Raw genomic sequence first — 22,831 nt, 5'->3', positions numbered from 1 at the left:
TTTCATGATGAAAAAGCCAAAAGAGTTTATCTCATCGCATGCGGCAGGGTGTCTGCTGGCTGTTTCTATTTTTATCTGCCTCGTCGGAATGGGATTTGAAACGAAGAATCGTTTTACAAATCCGGTGGGTCTTGTCAGGGGCTCGGCAGCCGCGGTCCAATATCTATTTGCCTCCGTAGGCAACTTTTTTTCCGGCACCGTCAACTCCATCGGTGAACTACGTGATTTGCGAAAAGATTACCGTGCCTTGCAAAATCAGGTTGAACACTATCAGATTATCCAACGGGACCTCGACTCTCTTCGAGCGGAAAATGATCGCTTACGCGATCAATTAAGCTTTTCGGGAGAACTATCCTATCGGCACGTACCGGCTCGGGTTATTGCAATGGATCCCGGAACCCTTTTTCACGGAATGACCGTCGATAAGGGCATGAGCAGCGGTGTCGCCGTTGATATGCCAGTGATTGCCTATCAGGATGGCCGCCAAGGGCTGGTCGGAAAGGTTATTTCGGCCACGTCAAGGACAGCGATGATCCTTCCCATTTTCGATCACGAATGCTTTGTCGCCGCCCGTTTTTCAGCCGGACGTTATGAAGGTTTGGTCGGTGGTGATGGTAAAAAGGGTGGAGCTATTTTTATGCGCTATGTTAAGAAACGCGCAAAAGAGGAAATTCGTTATGGCGATCTGGTGGTGACCAGCGGTTTGCGTTCTATCTATCCTGCCTCAATACCCATCGGAAGAGTAGTGGGGATTGAATCTCCCGAATGGCAGCCCTCCTTGATTATTGAGATTGAGCCGGCTATCGATTTCTCACGACTTGAATATGTTTTTATTCTGAAGCAGGAGCCCAATCAGTGAGAACGAGAAAATCTTTTTTATATGCAATTATCCTTCTTGTTGTCATCTTTATCGACACTACTTTCTTTAAAAATGTGGGCTGGGCTGGTGTCCGTCCCGATTTTGTTCTCGTCCTGTTGGTCTTTATGGCCCATTCGACAGGTTCTTTTAAGGCTATCCTTTTAGGGTTTATCGCCGGGCTTTTTCTCGATGCTCTTACCCTTGCTCCCTTTGGATATTTTGGATTGATATATTCTGTTACCGGCTATCTTTTTGGTAAGAGTAAGGGAAAGGTATTTCTTGACCCATTGTTTTTCCCGTTATTACTACTATTTTTTGCATCTCTTTTTAAAATGGTACTATCGGCACTCCTCGACGTCGTCTTTCTTGCGTCGAGTGAGGTGTCTTCTTTTTCTGCAGTATCCTGGCTTGAGCTTGTTATGAACATGATCCTGTCTCCCTTCGTTTTTGGAATTCTGAAAGTGACCGGTTTGATGAACGGTAAGCAGCGGGAAGGGTTCTGATGACGGGTTTTTCCGGGCCCCAAGACTCAACAGTCCGCAAGTCGAGAGTTCTTGTTCTGGGATTCATCTTCGGCCTGCTCGTGTTAATCTATCTTCTGTATCTTTTCAACATGCAGGTAGTTCATACGATTTTTTATCAAGATCGCGCAAAGGCCGTTGCCATGCGTTCATTTACGGTACCGGCCCAACGTGGTGAGATTTTTGATCGTAATGCCGATTATCCGCTTGCGACAAACATAGACTCCTTTGCCGTATATATCATCCCTGCTCAGCTTCCGGCGGATAACCGAAATGCTGTGTTCGAACGGCTTGGAAGGGTACTGAATATGCCGGAATCTGCTATTGAAAAGAAGATTCCGGCTCGAGCATCTCAGTACTTTCAGCCTATTGAGGTGAAAAGTGGAGTTGATCTCGCAACGGTCACCAGAATTGCCGAACGTGTTGAAGACTTTCCCGGCGTCACCTGGAACAGCAAGTCCATTCGAAACTACAATGACATCGGCTCTCTTTCACACATCCTCGGTTATGTGGGCAACATCACCGTTGAGGAACTACAGGTCCTCTACAATCAGGGATACAATATCAATTCTGTCATCGGCAAAAGCGGGATAGAAAAAGGCTACGATACCTTGCTTCGAGGAAAGGATGGACGTTCCTTTTCTACGGTTGATGTCAGGGGCCGCCAAATCGGCGGCATCGAAGATCGCTTCGAAGCCCCTGAAAATGGCAAAAACCTCGTACTTACCGTTGATAAGCGCATTCAGAAACTGTGTGAAGAAGCCCTCGGTGACAGGATGGGATCGGCCATTGTTCTCAAGCCTGCCACCGGCGAAATTATCGCCATGGTTTCCTATCCTTGGTTTGACCCAAATCTTTTTTACACCGACACATCTGACGAAGCCTTTCGGACCTTGAGCCTTGACCCCCATAACCCATTTCTCAATCGAGCAATACAATCTGCAAATCCTCCGGGCTCAACCTTTAAGATTATTATGACTACCGCTGCACTGGAGGAGCATGCCATCGATCCTCAGAAAACGATAACCTGCGAAGGACGTTTTCGCCTTGGCGATCGCTACTTCAACTGTCACCTGCTCCATGGCCATGGGCCCCTTAATCTGAAAGAGGCCCTGGAGGAAAGTTGTGATGTCTATTTTTATACTTTAGGCCTACGACATTTGGGGATCGATATCATTTCCGAATATGCCAAACTGTTCGGTTTTGGTTCAGTTTCCGGAATTGATATTCCGGGAGAGATAGCAGGTCTCGTTCCCACTCCCCAGTGGAAACAGCAACGTTTTAACAGTCCCTGGGTCGGTGGTGACACGGTTAACCTTTCGATTGGACAGGGTTACCTCTTGGTTACACCGATTCAGTTGGCAAATGCTGTAGCGATGACCGTCAATCAAGGCGTTATTTATCGTCCCCATTTCCTCAAAGAGGTAAGAGACCCCACCAGCGGCGAGACCGTTAGGGTTGTCGACCCTGTGGCATACAAAACGGCTCCGATCAGCAAGGAGACCTTCAAAACGGTTCAGGAAAATATGCGGGGGGTTATCACGGACGGGACGGCAGCCGTTGTAATCACAACAAAGGCTGTCGATGTAGCTGGTAAGACAGGAACGGCCGAGGTAGGCTATGACGACCGATGGCATGCTTGGTTTGCAGCAAACGGTCCCTACGGTGCTCCGCCTGAAGACCAGCTGGTAGTAGTGACCATGGTCGAAGCATCCAATGATTGGGAATGGTGGGCTGTCAGGGCAGCCAACATCATCTTCCAGGGAATCTTCGCACATCAAACCTATGATGAGGCTCTGAAGGCCCTTCACTGGGGATGGCTTCATAATGATCGCAGGAAGGAGAATTAGAGTGGCAAGGTCGGGAAATATCTTTAATTTTGATCTGATACTCTTCATCTCCATGCTGATTTTGATGGTTTTGGGGGTTCTCTTCATCTATTCCAGCGGCATAAATTCGAGTGGCGAACTTGTTTCAAATGAGTATCTTTATCAGATTATATGGGCTGTTCTTGGTATTGTACTTTTCTTTGTACTGCTCATGGTTGACTATTCAATAATTCGCATGTGGGCCGTCGTCATATACTTTTTTTCAATTTTTTTGCTGATTTCTACTCTTGTTTTGGGAAAGTCGGTCAACGGAGCCCGCTCCTGGCTCGGTTTTTTTGGTTTTGGTATTCAGCCTTCCGAGTTTGCCAAGATATCGACAATTATCTTGCTCGCTCGCTATTTTGAAAACAATAAGAAGGGTGTGAAAAAGCTGTCTGTTTTCCTTAAGGGAATGTTTTTGGCTGTCGTACCGATGGCGTTTATCCTTGTACAGCCTGATCTCGGTACCGCTTCGGTCTATGTGCCCATTTTCCTTACTATTGCCTTTATCGCCGGAGTGCAAAAGCGTTATATATTTTTTCTCATTGCCGTTGGCTCGTTGACCATTCTGATTGGGGTCTTACCGGTGTGGCAGCTCTATTTCATTCAACGACAGATTGCCTTCGTCCAGGTACTTACGAATCCATTTCTTTTTCGCGTCCTAGGAGGAGCCTTACTCCTGGCTACTGTTTCTGCCTGGGTCGGCTTTCTTATTACAAAGCAGCGCTATTTCTACTGGATCGGATATGGCTTGGTGATAATAACCTCAGCCCTGTTTGCTTCCCGAATGGTTGGAAAGGTTCTGAAAGATTATCAGATCATGCGTCTAATCGTTTTTATTGATCCATCGGTCGATCCTCAAGGAAACGGATGGAACATTATACAATCGGTAACAGCAGTCGGGTCCGGAGGAGTATGGGGAAAGGGCTATTTGCAGGGAACTCAAAGCCATTACCGCTTTCTTCCTCAGCAGAGCACCGATTTTATTTTCTCGATTCTTGCGGAAGAACTGGGATTCTTCGGGTCTGTACTTGTTATAGCCCTGTTCGCCCTGATTATTTTTCGCGGGCTTACCATGATTTTTTCCAGCAAAGATACCTTTGGTTCATTGGTAATCGCTGGAGTCGTCGGAATGTTCTTTTTCCACCTCGTGGTTAATATAGGTATGGCAATTGGCATTATGCCGATTACCGGTATACCGCTCTTCTTCCTTTCATACGGTGGATCCTCTCTCTGGACGGCTTTAATTGGACTTTCTCTTATTCAGAATATTTATGTCAGACGATATCACTATTAGGGGCCGTGTAGGTGAAACATAGCAATTTGATTATTCCGGAAAAAGATCTTCGCGGTATCCTCCATCAAGTTCTGCAGCCCGGTCGATATGTCGGTGGTGAATACGGCATGATCCGTAAAGAACTCGCTGGGTTATATCGCGTCGGAATCTGTTTCCCGGATCTTTATGAAATCGGGATGTCAAATAATGCCGTAAAGATATTGTACGGCAGTTTAAACGCTTTAGAACATGTTGCCTGCGAGCGTGTTTTTGCTCCTGCCTTTGATTTCGAGGAAGAACTTTTGGTCCACAGTATACCTCTTTTTACCCTCGAAAATGGGATTCCCCTCAACCGCCTCGATCTTCTCGGTATTTCCATCGGATATGAATTATCCGCCACGACTATTTTACATGTCCTCCATGCAGGCGGGGTAGCCCTTCACAGCAAAGAGAGAAGGGAAGGGGATCCCATCGTTATTGCAGGCGGTCCGGCTGTAACAAATCCTACGCCTTTCGGGGCTTTCTTCGACGGGGTTTTTATCGGAGAGGCAGAGAGCGTATTCTCCAACCTTGTTTCACAACTTGCGGATGCTAAGAAGCAGGGCGCTGATAGGGATTCCCTCATCAGCCTGCTGCGTGCAAGCAAGCATATATGGTACCCAGAAAAGAGTGAGATGACAATTCGTGCTTCCTGGCAGGGATTCGGCACTGCTTCCCTTGGCCCTGTACCTGTCCCGAATATCAAGGTGGTACAAGACCATGGTGTCGTTGAGATTATGCGCGGCTGCCCTAATGGGTGCCGTTTTTGCCATGCCGGATATTTTTATCGCCAGAAACGTGAAAAACCCCTTGAGCATATTCTTGAAGAGGTGGAATTCTTGGTCCGGTGTGCCGGTTATCGCGAGATCACACTCTCTTCTCTTTCTTCAGGGGATTATAGCCATATCCATCAGCTTATCACGCTACTCAATCAACGATACGCCTCCGATGGCGTATCGTTTTCCTTACCCTCCCTGAAAGTCAACAGTTTCACCCTGCCGCTTCTCCAGGAAATCTCAAGGGTTAGGAAAAGCGGTTTGACCTTTGCCATCGAGGTACCGGGAGATAATGCGCAGAAAACGATCAATAAAAGTGTTCCCATCGAACAAGTGATCGATATCCTCAGGACAGCCAAACAGTCCGGATGGCGCTTGGCAAAGTTTTATTTTATGATAGGTCTGCCTATAGGTAATGCCGAGAATGAAGTCGATCTCATTGGTGACTATATTGAAGAGATTCAGCAAAGTGTGCGGATGCCTATCAATGTGAATGTCGGAACATTTATTCCCAAACCCCATACGCCATTCCAGTGGTCGCGTCAGCTTCACGAAGAAGAAGCTTCCGAAAAACTGCAGCGACTTAAGGGGCGTTTCCGGAGAGGGCCGGTAAAGTTAAACTATCATGATCCCTTTATTTCGACCCTTGAAGGGGTTCTGTCCAGGGGGGACGCTAGGGTTGGAGCCTTGATCGAGCAAGCTTTTAAGCGTGGAGCGGGTCTCGACGCATGGGAAGAGCATGTCAAACGGGATCTCTGGCGGGATCTCTTTGCAAATTCCGGCTGGAACATTACGAAAGAGATTCTGGAAGAAAAGAGCCTTGACGAGAGCCTGCCGTGGGATAGCATTGATCTTGGTGTCGGAAAGGGTTTTCTTAAGCGTGAAAAGAAGCAAGCGAAGGAGGCTGTGTTAACCTCCATCTGTTCTGTTCCCTGTGATCATAACTGTGGAATCTGCGTCTCAGATGTTTCAATCGTTGAAACGGAAGCCTCTGTAACAGGGCCTGAGCCTCAGAATTCGTCGATAAAAGAAAGGTCCATTGAGAACGAATCCCAGCTGACGCTTCTCTGTCGTTTTAGTAAAACGGGAAAGGCTTCTTTTTTAAGCCACATTAATACAATGACGATCTTTGAGCGATCATTTCAGCGTGCGCAGATCAGACTTGCTTTTTCTCAAGGTTTTAATCCGAAACCGAAACTGAGTTTTGCGAATCCGCTGATGCTCGGTGTTGAATCGAATGCGGAATATCTGATGGTCAATATTCTTCTTGATAGTGATGATGAAAAGAAAGAGCGTGAAGACGGCTTCCTGGGACTTGTGAGAAAATTGAATAATGTACTTCCCGATGGTTTTGCTGTTTCAATGTGTTCAGAGGTTTACGCTCCGCCTGCCGGTGAGAAAAAGGTTTCGCTCATGGCAGCCTATGGTGGCTCTGTATATACGATAGAAGCGGAACGGAATGATCGTCTGAATCTGCTGTACGATTATCTAAAGGCGGCTCTTCCCAGCGGCTCTTCGGTTAATTGGGAAAAAGAGAGCCTTAGACTTTATCTTGCCGATACAGGACGAAAGGACGGAAATCTGCGCTATTATATGGAAGGTTTTTCACAAGAAGCCAAAAACTTTTTCCCGGAGTTCATTGTTACTCGTACTGCAACACTTACCAGGAAACGAAATGACAAAGGCAGGGGAGGTGGATCTCCGGAGTCCGAACTGATTAGCTATGAGCAGTTTTTTTCAGCTTTTCCTTCATAGCTTCTTATGTGGGCTTTATAGGCCTTCGGTTTTTGCATCGTTCCAAAACCGCTCCATAGCAGCCATATACTCCTTCGAGAGTTGGTATCCTGCCTCTTTCATTTTATCCTCAACATAGGTGAAGCGAGAAAAAAACTTCTGGTTAGCACGGTGAAGAGCAAGAGCCGGATCTATATCAAGGAAACGGCATATGTTGATAACCGAAAAAAGGAAATCGCCCAGTTCTTCCTCGGCATGATCCTTATCATGCTCTTCATAAGCTTCTACCAACTCATCAAACTCTTCCTGTATCTTTTTCCATACATCATGAGAATTAGTCCAATCAAAGCCGACCTTGGCAGCCTTTTTCTGAAGCTTGTAAGCCCGCTCAAGTGGGGGTAGCGACCGTTTCACAGAAGCAAGAATCGAAGTAGGTTTCTTTTTCCCCTCAACATTTTCTTTTACGTCGTTCCAGAGTTTAAGGACCTCTTCTGGGTTTTCTGCAGTCGCTCCGGAAAAGACATGTGGGTGGCGACGAATCAATTTATTACACACCTCATTCAGAATTTCGGTGTGAGAGCTTAGGCCATCCTCAGATAAGATTTGAGCCATCATAGTCGTTACAAGATAAACATCACCAAGCTCTTCCCGCGTATTGGCAAGGTCTTCTTCCTTGACTCCATCAATAACCTCATAGGTCTCTTCCAATAGTTGAGGAGCCATCGATGAGATGGTCTGCTTTTTGTCCCATGGACAGCCTCCAGGGCCTCGAAGCAGTTTAATAATTGCCGCGAGTCGGGAAAATGCCTGATCGGGGCTTTTAGCATCTGTATACAATGTTTCGTCTTCTATTGTCGGTGTCGTCATGCCAAAAAGTGTAACGATTTTTCCATCTTCTGACAACGGGATGAGAGAGATCTTGCTTTTGTTGAAATTTCATAAAAGAGAAAAGAGCTAATTATTACCCGTGCCTCCTATAAATATAAATCTTAGTAGACAGAATATACATTATGGGAAGTAAATTATTAGGGGATATTTTGGGCGTTTCAAGTATAAGTGTTTATGATGATGTTGATTGATGATTTAGGTAAAAGTAGTGTCCGGAATCCTGGTGGTTTTATGCCGTTTCCCCCGGAGAAATCCTTTCATTTCCCGGATTACGTGATCTTTTGCACCTGTACTCTTGTAATTGATGGAAAGAAAAAGAATTGGGACGCTACGACCACCAGGATTCGGAACACTATGTTAAGGTAAAGGCTAATTCCATCCACCTTTCGTGGAGACACGGAACAGCCTTTACCTTTTAAAAGTATTCTCTTTTTTAGTTTTTTGCCATTTGGTCGACTGCCTTTTTATCCAATAAGGTGTGGCCGACGATTATCTCGGCTGGAACCTTCTCCCCATTGACTATTTTGACAATGGTTTCCATGGCGACCAGGCCTTGTTCTGTGGTGCTCTGTGAAATTGTTGCAGACAAACGACCTTCTTTAACCGCAGCAAGTGCATCAGGTGTTGCATCAAGACCATAGATTTTAATTTTATCAAGCATTTTTGCATCTTCTACAGCCTTAAGGGCTCCAAGGGCCATACCGTCGTTGTTGGCCACAATTGCCTTTAGTTCCACACCAGTCTGTAACCAATTCTCTACGAGCTTTAAGGCCTCGTCTGTCCGCCAATTTGCGCTCTGTTCGTATGCGACTTCGATTCCCGGATACTCTTTCAGAACATTGTAGTATCCTTGAGTTCTGCCTATCTGTGCATCCGAACCAAGAGGTCCAAGAAGGAAAGCAACTTTCCCCTTTCCCCCAATTGCTTCTGCAGCGGTACGCATTTCAAGTTCGCCACCTTCAACCGGATTTGCACCAACATAGGCACTGGCAAGTTCCTGATCGGTGATCCGCTGATTAACGGTAATTAAAGGAATCCCTGCTTTCTTTGCCGCTTCTGCCGCTGGTTTGATTCCATCTACCGAAGCCGGCTCAATGAGAATGCCGGCATAGCCTTGGTTTATTGCCGATTCTACTTGGCTAATTTGCTTTGAAACATCCTGGCCGCCGTCGAAGACGGTAAGATCGACACCCAACTCTTTTGCCTTTGATTTTACGGCATCTGATAATTCCATGGTAAAGGCATTTGTCATGTGACTCATCATAAGCGCATATCTCTCTGGCTTTGCATCCCCATCTTCTGCCGATCCTGCGGCAAACAAGAGACTTGATGTCATCAACATGATGCCCATTGCCATTAGTAAGACTTTTCTCATAAAGAATCCTCCTCGTCGTTAAAGTTATTTCAAACGGCGTTATGCCGCTTTTTCCTTTCCTTTTACATCAAGAAGGACGGCGGAAATGATGATTGCCCCCTTGATGACCAATTGGTAATGAGATGACACATTCAGAATATCAAGGCCATTTCCTATCACAGCGATTAAGAGCGCACCGATAACCGTGCCGTACCATTTTCCTGAACCGCCGGACATGCTTACACCACCGATAACAGCGGCTGCTATTGCATCAAGTTCGTAAGATTGTCCAGCTGTCGGATTTCCAGAAACGGTTCTCGATGCAAGAAGCAAGCCGGCAAATCCTGCCAGAAGTCCTGAAATCATGTACACTGAGATGCGAATTTTCTTTACGTTAATTCCGGAAAAAGCCGCTGAGATATCGTTACCACCGACGGCATAGACCCTTCTGCCGAAAACCGTCTTTGTAAGTATATATGCGCTTATTAAGGTAATAATGGTAAAATAGACCACAAGAAGCGGAATACGATCAAAAAGAAAGCCACCTGCAATAAATTCATAGGCTTTGGTAACGCCGAAGACAGGGGCTCCTCTGCTTACAATTAAGGCAACTCCCCGTATCATGGTCATCATTCCTAATGTAACAATGAAGGCCGGGATATTTCCAACCGCAACCCCTACTCCATTAAGCCATCCGACAAAAAGACCGATGCTAAGGGCGAGGATAATGGGAACGATAAGTGGATACTCGCCGGGATGTGCAAAACTTGCAGAAACGACCCCTGTCAGGGCAACAATGGATCCCACGGAAAGGTCTATACCGTCGCTAATGATGACAAACATCATGCCCATGGCAAGAATGCCGTTTATCGAAGCCTGCTTGATGATATTGATTAAATTGGCAGGCCTCGCAAAAGCATTTGGCGAAAGGATTATGAGAATCAGGAGGATTGCAGCAAAAACAAAAACAATTCCCAACTCCCGCATTGAGTGTAGCGACATAAAATTCCTAATTTTCTTCATTCTCATTTCCTTTGTCGAATTGTGAAGCAAAATACATAATCTTCTCTTGAGAGAAATCTTTGCGATCAAGTTCTCCGGTAATTCGTCCTTCGGCCATAACAAGAATACGATCTGCAACACCCATAATTTCGGGGATCTCAGACGAGATCATCAATACAGCCTTACCGGCTTGAACAAGTTCTCCCAAAAGCAAATAGATATCTCGTTTGGCACCGACATCGATACCTCTGGTCGGTTCGTCCATGATAATTATCTCCGGTTCTGCAAGTAACCACTTTGCTATGACTACCTTTTGTTGATTTCCTCCACTTAACGAAACGGTTTTTACACTTCTTGAACCGGCCTTTACTCCGAGCCGTTGCATACTTTTTTCCGTAACCAATGCTTCCTTTTTTTTGTTGATAATGCCATGCGGAAAAAGCTGTTCTAACGACACAAGCGTAATATTCTGTTCGATGGAAGCCGAAAGGTTTAAACCCGTCTGTTTTCTATCTTCTGTGATCAAAGCAATCTTATGAACAATGGCGTCGCCGGTTTTTCTGATGTCGACATGCTTCCCTTCGATATACAACTTGCCATCATAATTGGGATGAACCCCAAAAAGCGTTTCAACCAACTCGCTTCTACCCGCACCGACTAGACCTGCTATCCCTAATATTTCGCCACGGCGCAGTGAGAAGCTGACATTTTTCACCTTGTTCTCCCAAGTATAGTGCCGAGCTTCAAGAACAACCTCCCCGATACGTGCCTCTGCTTTCGGAAATATTTCGGTAAGTTCTCTTCCTACCATCATCTTAATAAGATTGTTCTTATCTAAATTTCCTACTTTATCACTACCAATAAATTGGCCATCCCTGAGGACCGTTATGGAGTCGGCAACGCGAAATATCTCATCCATCTTGTGAGAGATATAAATCACCGAAACTCCACCCGATCTGAGTTTGTCTATCTGCTTGAAAAGAAGGTCGACTTCCTTTTCTGTTAAGGCCGATGTCGGTTCATCCATAATGACTATTTTTGCAGAGATGGAAATTGCCTTAACAATTTCTACAAGTTGACACTGGGCCACGCTGAGATTACGCATGAGGATCGAGGGATTGATCGCTATTCCTATCACATCAAAAAGCTTTTGGGCCTCTTCCTTCATTCTCTTTTTATTAACAATGCTGCAAATCCCATCGGTACCCCTCTTTATTTCTCTACCGAGGAAGATGTTTTCGGCAACATTCATATCCAAAATGGGATGAAGTTCCTGATGAATCATTGAGATTCTATGTTCCGTGGCCTCTTTCGGATTATGATTAATGATCTTTTTCCCTTCTAAAAAGATATCACCACCATCAGGTTGATATATCCCCCGGAGAATATTCATGAGTGTTGATTTTCCTGCCCCGTTCTCCCCCATGAGTGCATGTACCTCAGCGGGCATGACGGTCAATTGCACATTGTCCAAGACCTTGACACCTGAGAAACTTTTCGTGATGTTTTTCATTTCGAGAATAGGATCGGACACGATAAACCCCTTTCCGGATTTTCTTCAATTACGATGATAGCATCGCAAAATTTGTCCCGCAATGTGACAGATTATAGATTGATGGTGATGAAATTAAGAAAAAGATGGTAATTAGCTGATATTTCTATCGTTTCGGAGGGCTCCATCTGCAAAGAGTGCAATGAGAAGCACAATCCCTTTAAAAATACTCCGATAATATTCCCCAACGTTAAAAACAATAAGGGTGTCACCAAAAATTTCCATGACAAATACTCCGAGTATAATGTTAAGCAGGTGGCCCCTCCCTCCTTTAAACCCGATGCCGCCAATGGCGGCTGCAACCAGAACATCCAGTTCAATTCCGTTCATGGCTGTCGGTTGCGCGGAACCTATCCTTGTTAAAAGTAGAATACTAGCAATGCCGTAGAAAAAGCCGGAGATACAATACACAATGATCTTTATTTGTCTGGAATTTATGCCGGCATATTCCGCGCTTTTTTCGTCGAGTCCAATAGCATATATATACTTTCCGAGGTAGGTTTTTTTTAGTAGATAGTTTCCCATCAGAAGGCACATAAGAAGTATTAATACCGATACCGGTATGCCGAAAAGATGATATTTGTCGATCTGTAGGAAATTCCCGGGAAGCCCGTATATGGGCATTCCATTGCTTAGAATATTTGCAGCGCCTCGATAGATAACTGCCGATGCAGTCGTAAGAATAAAGGGATGGATTCTTACTTTGGCACAGATAAAACCGTTTACGGCTCCAAGAAGGCCCCCTAAAAGAATACAGGAAAGTACGACGATGGGAATGGGTAGGTTGAGGCGAACCATAAAGGTTGCCGCTACCATTCCTATCATAGAAACAATCGCACCCAGGGAAAGATCGATACCGCCGCTGATAAGAACAATTCCCATACCAATAGCCAGAATGGCTGTAATAGCGGTTTGCCTTCCAAAACTCAAAAGTGTTCCCAAGGAAAAAAATCGAGGCAGTGATAGCCTTAGAAATAGCAGCTCAACGGCAAGGATCAGGAAGATAAGAAGAATATTATGGTGTAATAGTCGTGAGATTTTTTTCATGGCCTCTTATCACCTCCTATTATCCCTTGACTGTCGCATTGAATAATCCTATCGCAAAAACCATCGAGCTCAGAATAGTCCGCAGAAATAAAAATGACTCCCATCTTTTTCTTTCTGAGTGAATCTATCTTTTGATATACCATATTCCTGGTTACCAGGTCGGCACTACGTACCGGGTTTTCCAGGAGAAATACCTTTGCACCGCTAAGGATTCTCATATGCAATGCAAGAATGAATTGCAAATCCTGTTCGAGAAATTTTACCGGCCTTTCCGCAAGTTGCCCCGGAATACCTATTTCCGTGGGATATCTTCTTCTGAAATACTGCTCCATCATGGAAGGAAAATAGCCCAAAAAACGAGAAGCTCTTTTTGCGACAGAAAGTATGAGGTTATCACCTGTAGACAGATCACGAAAGAAAAGGTTGTCGAAAAATTTTTCGGAAACAATACCGATGCCATAGCGAAGTGCATGATGTTCGCTTCCGAAAACAACAGGCTTGCCATGTACGTATATCTCTCCTTTTTCCGGAGTTTTGCTTCCATTCAACACACGTAAGAGCGCTGTGGTTTTTTCCTGTACCGGGTCAGAAATTCCAAGGATCTCCTCTTTATAAAGAGTAAAGCTAAAATTTTGCAATTCAACACCTGCACATAGATTACGAATTTCCATAAGAGGTTTTTTTTCCGTTTTGTCGTCCGCTTTTCTAACAGCCTCCCGGCCGATATAATCCTGACCGATAAGCAAATGAAGTGCCACCAGTTTTGGATCGTAATCGTCCTTATGGATGATCGCAGATAGTGTACCGTCCCGTACCACGGCAACCCTGTCACATGTTTCAAGAATAGGAGCAACTTTATTATAGGTAATGAGAAAGCTTGTGCCCTTCTGATTCAGTCTATGTATCAAGGTGAAAAGTTCATGTTGTTCGCTCTTACTACAAAATTCAAAAATTCTGTCGAGTATGATAAGTTTTGCACCATTCATATAGGCTTTTAGCATTCCGAGTTCCCAATGAACGGCAAGTGGAAGCGTACATCCCTTCTCGTAAGGCTTAAGTGTCGGTACAAACTCATGGAGGACTGCGGTGACCACTTTTTCCTGTTTACCAGGATTTTTCCATATGTCTCGTAGATGCGGTGTAAAAGAAATGGACATATTTTCGGCAATATTAAGATTGCCTATGAGGCGTGTTTCATTTCGAACAACATAAAGCCCCACACGCTCAAAAAACGTTCGAGAAATCTTCTGTACAGTCCAATCGTATTTGTTCCCATCAAAAAAAAGCATACCCTGCTTTACGGGAATTTCTCCTGCGAAAATCCCGGCAAGAGTGCTCTTACCCGAGCCGTTTAGCCCTACAAGGCCAAAAAGTTCTTGATCGAAGATTTGTAATCGGAATTCATGCAAAGCTGAGCCGTGAAAACGACCTGTCGTGAGTTCTCTGATTCGTAATAATTCACCCGCCACGCTCTTTCCTTTCTTTTTCCTCCTGCCCGCGAATTGGAAGCAGAATTTCTATCATTGATCCTATATTCTGGGTGCTATACATATAGAGTCCATACTCTTCTCCATACATCATCTTGATACGACTATTCACATTTGTAAGGGCGATCCCACTGCCGCCTGTTTCTTTATCTTTTATTTTGATGGTATTCCATTCTTTAAAGGAATTATTTATCTTCTCAAGCGATCCGGGCTCGACTCCTACCCCATCATCGCTAATTTCGATTAAGAGTAGTTTTTCCGTCAGTTTGGTTCGTATCGTTACCAATCCCCTGCCCATTTTCATTTCAAGCCCATGATAGATCGCATTTTCAATAATGGGTTGAAGTGTTAGTTTTGGAATATAGCAAGAGAGGGTATTCTCTTCGTTATCTTCTATCAGTATGCGTAAATCGAATTTGTTGTTGAACCGGTATTGCTGAATTTTAAAATAGTTCTGCACATTAACCAGTTCACGGTCAAGGGTAACCTCGCTTTCCCAATGGCTGACGCTATAGCGAAACAATTTTGAAAGGGCTTCCGTCATATCGGCAATTTCCGTAACGCCCTCGGTTAAGGCATGTCCGCGGATGGCATCCAAGACATTATACAGAAAGTGCGGATTTATCTGGCTTTGTAAGGCGTTGAGTTCAGCCTCTTTCTTAAGGATATCGGCCGTATATTCCCGATTAAGAGACTCTTTAAGCAGTTGTATAAGCTCGGCAAAGTGAGTTGAAAGTGCTCCCCCTGTATCATTGGAATCGATCTCAAAGGCCCGAAAAATGTCGGTGTCTTCTTCTCTTGATAGTTGCTCCATTGCCTCTTCGACCTTTTTCAACGGTGTATACACATGTTTAATAAAAGAGGCAAGACAGTAGAGGTATAATACGATAAGCAGGACTTCGAAGCTTAGACCAAGCGCGCAATGAAAGAAATCGAAAATAAAGGAGGCAATCAGGACAAGTGTAAGAAACAAGATACACGAAAGATGAACTAATAAAGCGGCAGCGATGGTTCGATTAGCGGCTCTACGTGCTTTAGCCATAGACTTTTCGGTACATATGAGGTTTGATACCGACTATTTTTGTAAATATCTTACTGAAATACCGAACATCCTTATACCCGACCTTCTCGCTGATTGCCAGTATGGTCTGGTTGCTTGATAAAAGCAGTTCCTTAGCCGTTTCGATTCTCTTTTGCTGGATATAGTCTTTGAAATTTATACCAGTCTCTTTTTTGAATAATGAACTGAAATAGATGGGATTGAATCCCGCTTCTTTTGCAACTAATTTCAAATCGATGCTTTCGGCATGGTGCTTTTCGATATATTCAATTGCTATTCTGATCGGCTTGTAGGCCTGGATCCTTTTTGAGGTAAGGGTATCTTCAAGTACCTGGACATAGAGATGAATCAGGCGAGTGAACAAAAGCTCAATGCTACATGATACGTCAAGTATGAACCCTGCCTTTTTTCTAACGGATAAGACAGGCTCTTCATCACTGCCCATGGCTTGCAGCTTTTTGATAACAGAGTCCGTTACGTACGTACACAGGTACTGAAGCGTATCGGGGTTGAATATGCGGTGAAAAATCGGTGTCGAAGAGAAAAACTCTTTAAGATCGTTCTTTATCTGAGAGATATCTTCGTTGCCTAATATGGTGGTAATTCTTTTTTCAAAACCAGGGAGATCGAACTTGAGAAGTTCTTTTTCAAGATCGGACACATAGTTCCAGTGATAAATCTTTCTTCCTACATGAAAAATACGTTGTCGTAATGCAAGAAGTGCATCGGCATAACTATCGGAAAGCCTCTCAAATGCGTGAACGGGTCTACCGATACAGATGGAAACCTTCCATTTGCCATATTCCGTAAGTTTCTGGGATGCTGCTTCAAAGAGCTCTTCTTCATCCCTATAGGATAGGCCGTTCTTCTCTTTGGTATTCAGGATGTAGATAATGCTAAAACTGGTGAAGGTACAAAATACGTCATGAACCAAGCCCCCTAAACATGCAGAGGCGGCAATCTCAACTTTTTCTCGTATTGTATCGATGATTCTATCGGGTTCATAGTCTTGCAACGGCTCAAGATTGTCCAGCCGAACGATAATCACTTGGAAGTAGGGACTGTGGAAACGAATAAGGTAGCGATCCTGAATATCGGATAAGGCGTCTCTATCAACACGGCATTCCCTATCGATAAGGTCCTTTGCAAACTGTTTTCGTAAGGTCTCCCTGCTTTTGAGAAGTTCACTCTGGAGCCTGTTTTCATGTTGATATTTTTCTTCCTGCTCCATTTTCTTGGCGAGTACCTTCATGATGATACGTTTTATTTCTTCACCCGATATCGGCTTGAGAAGATAATCATCCGCCCCGAACTTCAGGGCACTTTGTGCATATTCGAAGTCTCTGTAACCGCTCACGATAATGAAACTGATATCGGGATAGAGTGCTTTACTTTTACCGATGAGGGTTATCCCGTCATATCCGGGCATACGGATGTCTGTTATCACAATATCGGGTTGAACTTCCTGAATCAGCCGAAATGCATCGATCCCGTTATACGCCGTACCGGAAACTTGGACTTGGTAATCATTCCAGGGAATTATATTTTGGATGAGCTGACAAACCCTATGTTCATCATCTGCTATGACTAATCTAAACAAGCCCCCTCCAGGGATTATCTATCTTCTTTATCACGATTCTTCTTCCCTGCACCCACACTGGAGAAGATCTGAAGGAAGATGATAGACACGATGATCGGCGGAAAAATATTCACTACTCCGGCAAAATTGGTAAGCGAATGTATAAGATCGGAAAAAAGGTATTCAACAACCCCGCCAAAAAAAGATCCGACCAACGCCACAATAAGTGCACCTACGAAACGTCCGAAGATCGGCTTTTTGAAGACAAAATAATAGAGAAGCGCAAAGAAGAATCCTATAATCGTATAGATAAGGCCGATAAGAAGATAATAATCAAACATGGTGAAATCCTTTTCCTCCTTTAGAAAATGCGCAAATGGTTAACTATTTCTTAATTTACTGTTCCATCCATCGAGCCAATATAGGTAATATCACTTACCAAATGCCCTTCTCCTATATCAAATCCCGTTGTCACGACAAAAAACGCAATATAAATTGCTTGCCCAGTAGATACCGAACAATCATCATCCGAAGCAGCAATATCAAAAAACTTTTCTTTTACAGTAGGCTTGTCACTACTACTGGTATACACCTTCCTATAAAGCGTTCGTGTATTGTCATTGTAAAGTGATGATTCCGGAGCTGCCATTATATTCCTTAATGTCGAATTGTCATATGACCGAGCCGTTATGGACAGTTTATCAGTATCTGCAGTATCTCTCTCAATCGTAAATCGAACCTTTTCTCCTCCTGTTGTTGAGACCGTTGAAGGATCAACCGGAATCATAACATTGATGTACTCTGAGTCACTGGTGTCACTTGTCTCACCTGCAAATAATCTGCGGAAGTTATGGCTTAAGCCTGAGTAGCCATAACTGTATTCCATCAGAGAGCTCCCTGGGTTACCGATAGTTGAGTTGGTAAGATATGTTTCAGCATACGATTCCCAATCATCACGGGTAGAGTCGGAAATGCAGTAGAAAATTTCATATCCTAAAAAGACATCAGGGTCATTTGTATATGCATTATAGAAATCTACGCCATCATTAACTGTTCCGATTTTATCCGGCGCTTCCAGATAGACAACCGTAGGAATTCCGCAGTTGGTACAAAGCAGAGTAAGAAGTACAATGAAAAAACCATATAGAGCAGTAGCCCGTTTTCTTGAGGCCTTACTCCAGATAATCAATGAGTTCATAAATGAGTACCGGCTTGTTTTTACCCTTAACCCTGATATTGTCAAGTTCACGGGCAATAACGTGGTCCTTAACGAGGCCGTAGGTGTATTCGCTGATGATAATGTTTGTGTGGTAGGCTTTGTTCGTACCCTCAAGCCGTGCGCCCAGATTGACGTTATCCCCGATAAGGGTATAGTCCATACGCTGAGTACTTCCCATATTACCGACGGTCATGATTCCCGAGTTGATACCTATCCCGATATCGATCCGCTGCGATTCCGGCAGCTGTGCATTCAGCTTTTTAAGGGCCTCAAGCTGCTGAACCGCACATTTGCAGGCCCGTAGGGCATGGTCGCTCTGAGATACCGGAGCGCCCCAGAAACACATGATGGCATCACCTTCGTACTTGTCCAAGGTCCCCTCGTGTTCCAGAACAATATCGGTCATGGCCGTAAGGTAGCGGTTGAGGATTTTTACCAGCTCCTGGGGTGTCATGCTTTCGCTGATGGTGGTGAAGCCTCGTATATCGGAAAAAAAGACGGTCAGCTCTTTGTCCACCCCACCGAGCTCGGGGGGATTGGCAAGGATCTGGTCGACGACCTTGGGACTGACATAGGTTCCGAACATCGATCTGATGCGCCGTTTATCCTTCTCTTCCGTCATGGCCCTGTAGGCAATAATGGAAAGAAAGGCAAAAAGCGAGGCAAGGGCCGGTGTGGTGAATTCAAGAAGAAGGGCACTGCGGTCGAAAAGGATCGAAGCGGTGATAAAGAGGGATGCGACCAGCAGGAGCAGGGCTATAAAGGCCCAGATTGTCGAGAATCTGGAGCTGAGCAGACTCACCAGAAATACCATTGCAGCCAAGACCAGTAGATTGACCCAAAAGGGCACGCTATGGATGAATTTATTCATGAGAATGGTATTGAGGGCGTTTGCATGGATCTCAACACCATACATCAGGCCGAAGGGGGTCGGCTTTTCATCGTCGGCAATCCCGCGGGCAAAGGCTCCGACCATGACGATCTTATTGGTAAGGGCCCTTGTTCTCGGCCATTTTGCCGGGTCAAGTCCCGGGGGATTTGAGGCATAGGCGGAATAAGAACGTACAGGGAAGGTTTGACGTGATCCGGTAGTGGCAAAACTGGGAAAGCCCATAAAGTTGATCAGCATGTTCCCGTCTCTGTCTATCGGAATGTTTATATCATGAAGAACCTTTGTTTCTGCAGCTTCGACCTCATTCCCGTCCGTATCGTAGAGAGCCGGTTTAAGAAGCATTTGATAGGGAACCCAGATATTTTTTTCCGCATCGAAGTACTGCGGCTGGGGAATATGAATCTGTTTCCCGAGGACAATCTCAATGTCGTCAATCCGCTTATTGAAATAGTCAAGCGCCAGGGAAAGGGTTATAGAGGGCAGAAAACGATCCTGATAAAGTTTTACGATGGAATAGCTCTCGTCCGGTTCTCCGTCCCCATCGTTGTCCACTACCCGTTTTGGTGATTTTGCATCGATCTCGGCAGAAATCTTTTCAAGTACTTTTTCGGTGATGGGGTACGGTATGTTGTGTTGCCCCCCCGTCTCATCGGTCCACGCCAGTCGCTGAAAGTGATCCTCATCCACAGAAAATCCCGGCGTGATATTCTGGAGTGGAATTTCCTCAAGCAGTTGGGATGATTTTACGATCAAAGGTTGGCGCCTGAATACCTCATCGGCATCTTTAAGGTAATTTGCATGACCGAATCCTGCGGCCTTTCTTCCGTAAGGGCTCAACGGAGGCTGGAGGCCCGGAAAGCTGATCATCGACTTCCAATCACCTTGGATATTATTAATTGCCCCGTGGGTTTGAATGAGGGTGTTTTGTCGTTCGAAAAGCCCTGTCGCATCTTCCTTCGGAGGCGGAACCTCGTCCATCAAAGTCTCGAGAAAGACCCTGCCGTTTTCTCCCATGCTTTCAAGGAGAATAACGTCGTCTATGGCATTGTCCGCAGGTTCGTTGAAAAAGATATCCAGAAAGACCGACCGCTCCCGCTGGCTTTGGTCCTGAATACGCGAAAAGGTGTTTAAAAGCGCTGCATGGGTATAACGGGGAAAGGGCCAACGGCCCAACCGGTTAAGGGTACGAAAGTCGATGCCGACAATAAGGATGTCCTTATTGATATTCGGATTCTCGGCTACTTCATACACCCCTTCCTGTCTACTTTTGTTTTCGTAGACATCTTTGTAACGAAAATGCAGATCAAGGACCTTATCTTCGATATTACTGAAAAACGAGGTGTAATTATTAATAAGTGCGAAAAAAACAACGACAAGCAGCGCAATGAAAAAACCGAAGAAATGGGTTTCGAAAAATGGTAAACGCTTTCTTGCGGTTTTCATTCTGCGCTGCCTCTCCCCACTAATGTGTTTCCAGGTAGATTATACGATCCCTGGACAGTTTTGTCCAATCACTGTCTGGGAAGCTGTCGGCGACTTCCCTGTAGGCATCAAGGGCGGCCTCTTTCTGCCCGGTTGTTTCATAGAGCCTTGCAATAGAAAAAAGGGCCCGCGGTGCATCGGGGCTGGTTTCTTTATATGTATCAAAGACTTTCTGGTAAATTTCGACTGCCTCTTTATTGTTACCAGCTTCTTCAAGTGCAGTCGCCTGGTTCATAAGAGCAACAGGGGCGAGGTAACTTTTGGGATACTCCTTAGCAAGTTCGGCGAAATCCTTTTGCGCATCATCCCACTGGCTCTTTTCGAAGGCAAGGTTTCCCAATACAAGGAGCGCCCGCTGATGGGGAAAGGTCCCGCGGTATTTTGCCTTGATAGCGTCGGCCTTAGCGACAACCTCTTTCTCGAGAGAAGCCTTTTCATCGTCGGAAGCCTGAAGCCACTTTGCGTAGCTTTCCTGAAGTTCTTCGGCAACTATGGTTCCTGCATCGGTTTTTCGCTGCTTAAGTACCGAAGCAATCGCCAAGGCAGCAAGAATCACCGCAACGGCGATAAGCGTGTAGAGAATTACCTTGCGGTATTTGTGTAACCCGGATGCAATCTTCGCGGATGTACTCGTTGCTGTTTTTTCATCGTAGATTTTTGCCATGATCCTACTATCTACTCCTTTGATCTATCGAGAGATTTCCAGTTCCTTTATCAGTTTGGATAAATATGTTCTTTGTATTCCCACCGCTTTTGCGGTATCGGTCTGGTTCCAGTTATGTTCTTCCAATGCTTTGGTAATGAAATGTCGCTTAAACTGAAGGACAGCCTCCTTTAGGCTGCTTCCTGCATAGGCATCGGGGGTAAGGGACGATGAGCCCGGTAACATAAGGTCCTCCGGGCGTATCAACTCGTGGGTAGAGATAACAATGGCTCGTTCAACGACATTTTCCAATTCCCGGACGTTCCCCGGCCACCGGTAGGAAAGCAGAGCATCCATCGCTTCTGCCGAAAATCCCGAGACGGTACGCCCCAGTTCACGCTTTGTCTTTCTAAAAAAATAATCGGCAAGTACGGGGATATCCTCAGGTCGATCCCTCAATGGAGGAACGACGAAAGGAAGCACATTAAGGCGGTAGTAAAGATCCTGCCGAAATAGCCCCTTATCCATTGCCTCTTCGAGATTTCTATTGGTAGCCGCAATGATTCGTGTATCAACCCTGCATGGTTCACTGCTGCCGACCTTTTCGAAAACCTGATGCTGAATCACCCTCAGGAGCTTAGCCTGAACCGAAAGAGGCAGTTCCCCTACTTCGTCCAGAAAAATGGTTCCGCCGTCGGCAAGTTCAAATCTCCCTATGCGTTCTTTCGATGCATCGGTAAAGGCACCCTTTACATGACCGAATAATTCACTTTCGAGAAGATGTTCAGGAAGAGCTGCACAATTGACTCGTATGAAGGGTTTTTCTCTACGCATGCTTTCAAGATGTATCCGTTCTGCAAACAGCTCTTTTCCGCTTCCGCTTTCTCCTATAAGAAGGACAGAGGATTCTGTTGCACCGATTCTTCGTGCAAGCTCAAGTTTTTCTCGAATGAGATTACTGGTACCGACAAAATGATGGAATTCGGTGCTATCGTCGACCTTGTGGCGCAATTGATGTACCTCTTCAAGAAGCTTTTGGTACTCCTTTGCATTCTGAATGGCTAAGGCAGCCTGGTTAGCAAAGACCTCGAGCCACTGCAAATCATCTTGGGAAAAGGCATTTCCCTCTTTCCTGTTGACAATTTCGATGACGCCGATACACTGTTCCCGAAGTCGCATCGGAACGGCAAGAATTGAATCGGTTTTAAACCCAATCGTTTTACTTATCGGCGCAAAAAAACGTTTGTCATTTTCAACGTCATTTACAATGAGCGAGCGGTTGTGCTGTGCAACCCAACCGGCAATCCCCTCACCCAGATCGAGACTAAACCGTTTCATTTCGGGACCCTTCGATCCCAAGGCTATTTCAAAGTAGAGTTTACGATTTACCGGATCTAAAAGAAGAAGTGAAGAAGCCTCCCCCCCAGTCAGCCGTGTGGCTGACTCGAGTATTCTCGTCAGGAGGGAACGACTATCCTGAAAATCTGTATTAATAAGCTCATTGATCTCAATGAGGGTCTCAAGCCGTTGTGCATCGACGTTAAGCATACCTT

Annotated in this window: 18 protein-coding genes; 5 read left to right on the top strand and 13 right to left on the bottom strand. The window is 45.1% G+C overall.

The genetic code is table 11. The features are described from left to right. Positions 1-4: 4 nt before the first annotated feature. From mreC to SPIRS_RS10460, 5 genes are read left to right on the top strand one after another with little or no spacing between them, the layout of a single operon-like run. Positions 5-859, top strand: a complete 855-nt coding sequence (gene mreC, locus SPIRS_RS10480; protein WP_013254660.1) for a rod shape-determining protein MreC — start codon at positions 5-7, stop codon at positions 857-859. Continuing rightward, on the top strand, positions 856-1,362 hold the full coding sequence (gene mreD / locus SPIRS_RS10475) for a rod shape-determining protein MreD (RefSeq protein WP_013254659.1): 507 nt from the start codon (positions 856-858) through the stop codon (positions 1,360-1,362). The genes mreC and mreD overlap by 4 nt, the downstream gene beginning before the upstream one ends. Next, positions 1,362-3,230: a penicillin-binding protein 2 gene (gene mrdA, locus SPIRS_RS10470; protein ID WP_013254658.1), complete on the top strand. Its 1,869-nt coding sequence runs from the start codon at positions 1,362-1,364 to the stop codon at positions 3,228-3,230. Before mreD ends, mrdA begins: the two co-directional genes overlap by 1 nt. A 1-nt stretch (position 3,231) precedes the next feature. After that, positions 3,232-4,545, top strand: a complete 1,314-nt coding sequence (gene rodA, locus SPIRS_RS10465) for a rod shape-determining protein RodA (RefSeq protein WP_013254657.1) — start codon at positions 3,232-3,234, stop codon at positions 4,543-4,545. Positions 4,546-4,556: 11 nt separating this feature from the next. After that, entirely contained in the window at positions 4,557-7,094 is a 2,538-nt protein-coding gene (locus tag SPIRS_RS10460; RefSeq protein ID WP_013254656.1) for a TIGR03936 family radical SAM-associated protein, read from the top strand. Between the two features lie 15 nt (positions 7,095-7,109). Here SPIRS_RS10460 and mazG read toward each other — a convergent pair whose 3' ends face one another. From mazG to SPIRS_RS10395, 13 genes are all read right to left on the bottom strand, one after another. Further along, entirely contained in the window at positions 7,110-7,976 is an 867-nt protein-coding gene (gene mazG, locus SPIRS_RS10455) for a nucleoside triphosphate pyrophosphohydrolase (protein ID WP_013254655.1), read from the bottom strand. 418 nt (positions 7,977-8,394) lie between these two features. After that, the gene (locus tag SPIRS_RS10450) at positions 8,395-9,336 is read right to left on the bottom strand and encodes a sugar ABC transporter substrate-binding protein (RefSeq protein WP_013254654.1); all 942 of its coding nucleotides are present in this window, start codon (positions 9,334-9,336) and stop codon (positions 8,395-8,397) included. A gap of 39 nt (positions 9,337-9,375) precedes the next feature. Beyond that, complete coding sequence (locus tag SPIRS_RS10445; RefSeq protein WP_013254653.1) at positions 9,376-10,338, bottom strand: ABC transporter permease; 963 nt, start codon at positions 10,336-10,338, stop codon at positions 9,376-9,378. Further along, positions 10,325-11,851, bottom strand: a complete 1,527-nt coding sequence (locus SPIRS_RS10440) for a sugar ABC transporter ATP-binding protein (RefSeq protein ID WP_013254652.1) — start codon at positions 11,849-11,851, stop codon at positions 10,325-10,327. The genes SPIRS_RS10445 and SPIRS_RS10440 overlap by 14 nt, the downstream gene beginning before the upstream one ends. Before the next feature lie 111 nt (positions 11,852-11,962). Further along, positions 11,963-12,916, bottom strand: coding sequence for an ABC transporter permease (locus tag SPIRS_RS10435; protein WP_013254651.1), 954 nt, complete (start codon positions 12,914-12,916; stop codon positions 11,963-11,965). Next, the gene (locus SPIRS_RS10430; RefSeq protein ID WP_013254650.1) at positions 12,913-14,385 is read right to left on the bottom strand and encodes an ATP-binding cassette domain-containing protein; all 1,473 of its coding nucleotides are present in this window, start codon (positions 14,383-14,385) and stop codon (positions 12,913-12,915) included. Before SPIRS_RS10430 ends, SPIRS_RS10435 begins: the two co-directional genes overlap by 4 nt. Then, entirely contained in the window at positions 14,375-15,445 is a 1,071-nt protein-coding gene (locus SPIRS_RS10425; protein ID WP_013254649.1) for a sensor histidine kinase, read from the bottom strand. Before SPIRS_RS10425 ends, SPIRS_RS10430 begins: the two co-directional genes overlap by 11 nt. Beyond that, positions 15,438-17,063, bottom strand: coding sequence for a response regulator (locus SPIRS_RS10420; RefSeq protein ID WP_013254648.1), 1,626 nt, complete (start codon positions 17,061-17,063; stop codon positions 15,438-15,440). The genes SPIRS_RS10425 and SPIRS_RS10420 overlap by 8 nt, the downstream gene beginning before the upstream one ends. Before the next feature lie 14 nt (positions 17,064-17,077). Beyond that, the gene (locus tag SPIRS_RS10415) at positions 17,078-17,383 is read right to left on the bottom strand and encodes a hypothetical protein (protein WP_013254647.1); all 306 of its coding nucleotides are present in this window, start codon (positions 17,381-17,383) and stop codon (positions 17,078-17,080) included. A gap of 50 nt (positions 17,384-17,433) precedes the next feature. Next, positions 17,434-18,240 (bottom strand): hypothetical protein, encoded by an 807-nt coding sequence (locus tag SPIRS_RS10410; RefSeq protein ID WP_013254646.1) that lies wholly within the window; start codon positions 18,238-18,240, stop codon positions 17,434-17,436. Continuing rightward, positions 18,215-20,596 carry an adenylate/guanylate cyclase domain-containing protein gene (locus tag SPIRS_RS10405; protein ID WP_013254645.1) on the bottom strand — a complete coding sequence of 794 codons (2,382 nt, stop codon included), beginning with the start codon at positions 20,594-20,596 and terminating at the stop codon, positions 18,215-18,217. Before SPIRS_RS10405 ends, SPIRS_RS10410 begins: the two co-directional genes overlap by 26 nt. 19 nt (positions 20,597-20,615) lie before the next feature. Continuing rightward, a complete protein-coding gene (locus tag SPIRS_RS10400) occupies positions 20,616-21,299 on the bottom strand; it encodes a tetratricopeptide repeat protein (protein ID WP_013254644.1) in 684 nt (227 codons plus the stop codon). 24 nt (positions 21,300-21,323) lie between these two features. Continuing rightward, positions 21,324-22,826, bottom strand: a complete 1,503-nt coding sequence (locus SPIRS_RS10395) for a sigma-54-dependent Fis family transcriptional regulator (RefSeq protein ID WP_013254643.1) — start codon at positions 22,824-22,826, stop codon at positions 21,324-21,326. Positions 22,827-22,831: the final 5 nt, after the last annotated feature.

The organism is Sediminispirochaeta smaragdinae DSM 11293, from assembly GCF_000143985.1.
Lineage (GTDB): Bacteria > Spirochaetota > Spirochaetia > DSM-16054 > Sediminispirochaetaceae > Sediminispirochaeta > Sediminispirochaeta smaragdinae.
This window is presented reverse-complemented; position numbering and strand designations above follow the sequence as displayed.

Bases quoted from the DNA above. Each gene is read 5' to 3' on its own strand.
- mreC (WP_013254660.1), top strand. From the start codon at position 5: ATGATGAAAAAGCCAAAAGAGTTTATCTCATCGCATGCGGCAGGGTGT.
- mrdA (WP_013254658.1), top strand. From the start codon at position 1,362: ATGACGGGTTTTTCCGGGCCCCAAGACTCAACAGTCCGCAAGTCGAGA.
- SPIRS_RS10450 (WP_013254654.1), bottom strand. From the start codon at position 9,336: ATGAGAAAAGTCTTACTAATGGCAATGGGCATCATGTTGATGACATCA.
- SPIRS_RS10445 (WP_013254653.1), bottom strand. From the start codon at position 10,338: ATGAAGAAAATTAGGAATTTTATGTCGCTACACTCAATGCGGGAGTTG.
- SPIRS_RS10435 (WP_013254651.1), bottom strand. From the start codon at position 12,916: ATGAAAAAAATCTCACGACTATTACACCATAATATTCTTCTTATCTTC.
- SPIRS_RS10425 (WP_013254649.1), bottom strand. From the start codon at position 15,445: ATGGCTAAAGCACGTAGAGCCGCTAATCGAACCATCGCTGCCGCTTTA.
- SPIRS_RS10415 (WP_013254647.1), bottom strand. From the start codon at position 17,383: ATGTTTGATTATTATCTTCTTATCGGCCTTATCTATACGATTATAGGA.
- SPIRS_RS10410 (WP_013254646.1), bottom strand. From the start codon at position 18,240: ATGAACTCATTGATTATCTGGAGTAAGGCCTCAAGAAAACGGGCTACT.
- SPIRS_RS10405 (WP_013254645.1), bottom strand. From the start codon at position 20,596: ATGAAAACCGCAAGAAAGCGTTTACCATTTTTCGAAACCCATTTCTTC.
- SPIRS_RS10400 (WP_013254644.1), bottom strand. From the start codon at position 21,299: ATGGCAAAAATCTACGATGAAAAAACAGCAACGAGTACATCCGCGAAG.
- SPIRS_RS10395 (WP_013254643.1), bottom strand. From the start codon at position 22,826: ATGCTTAACGTCGATGCACAACGGCTTGAGACCCTCATTGAGATCAAT.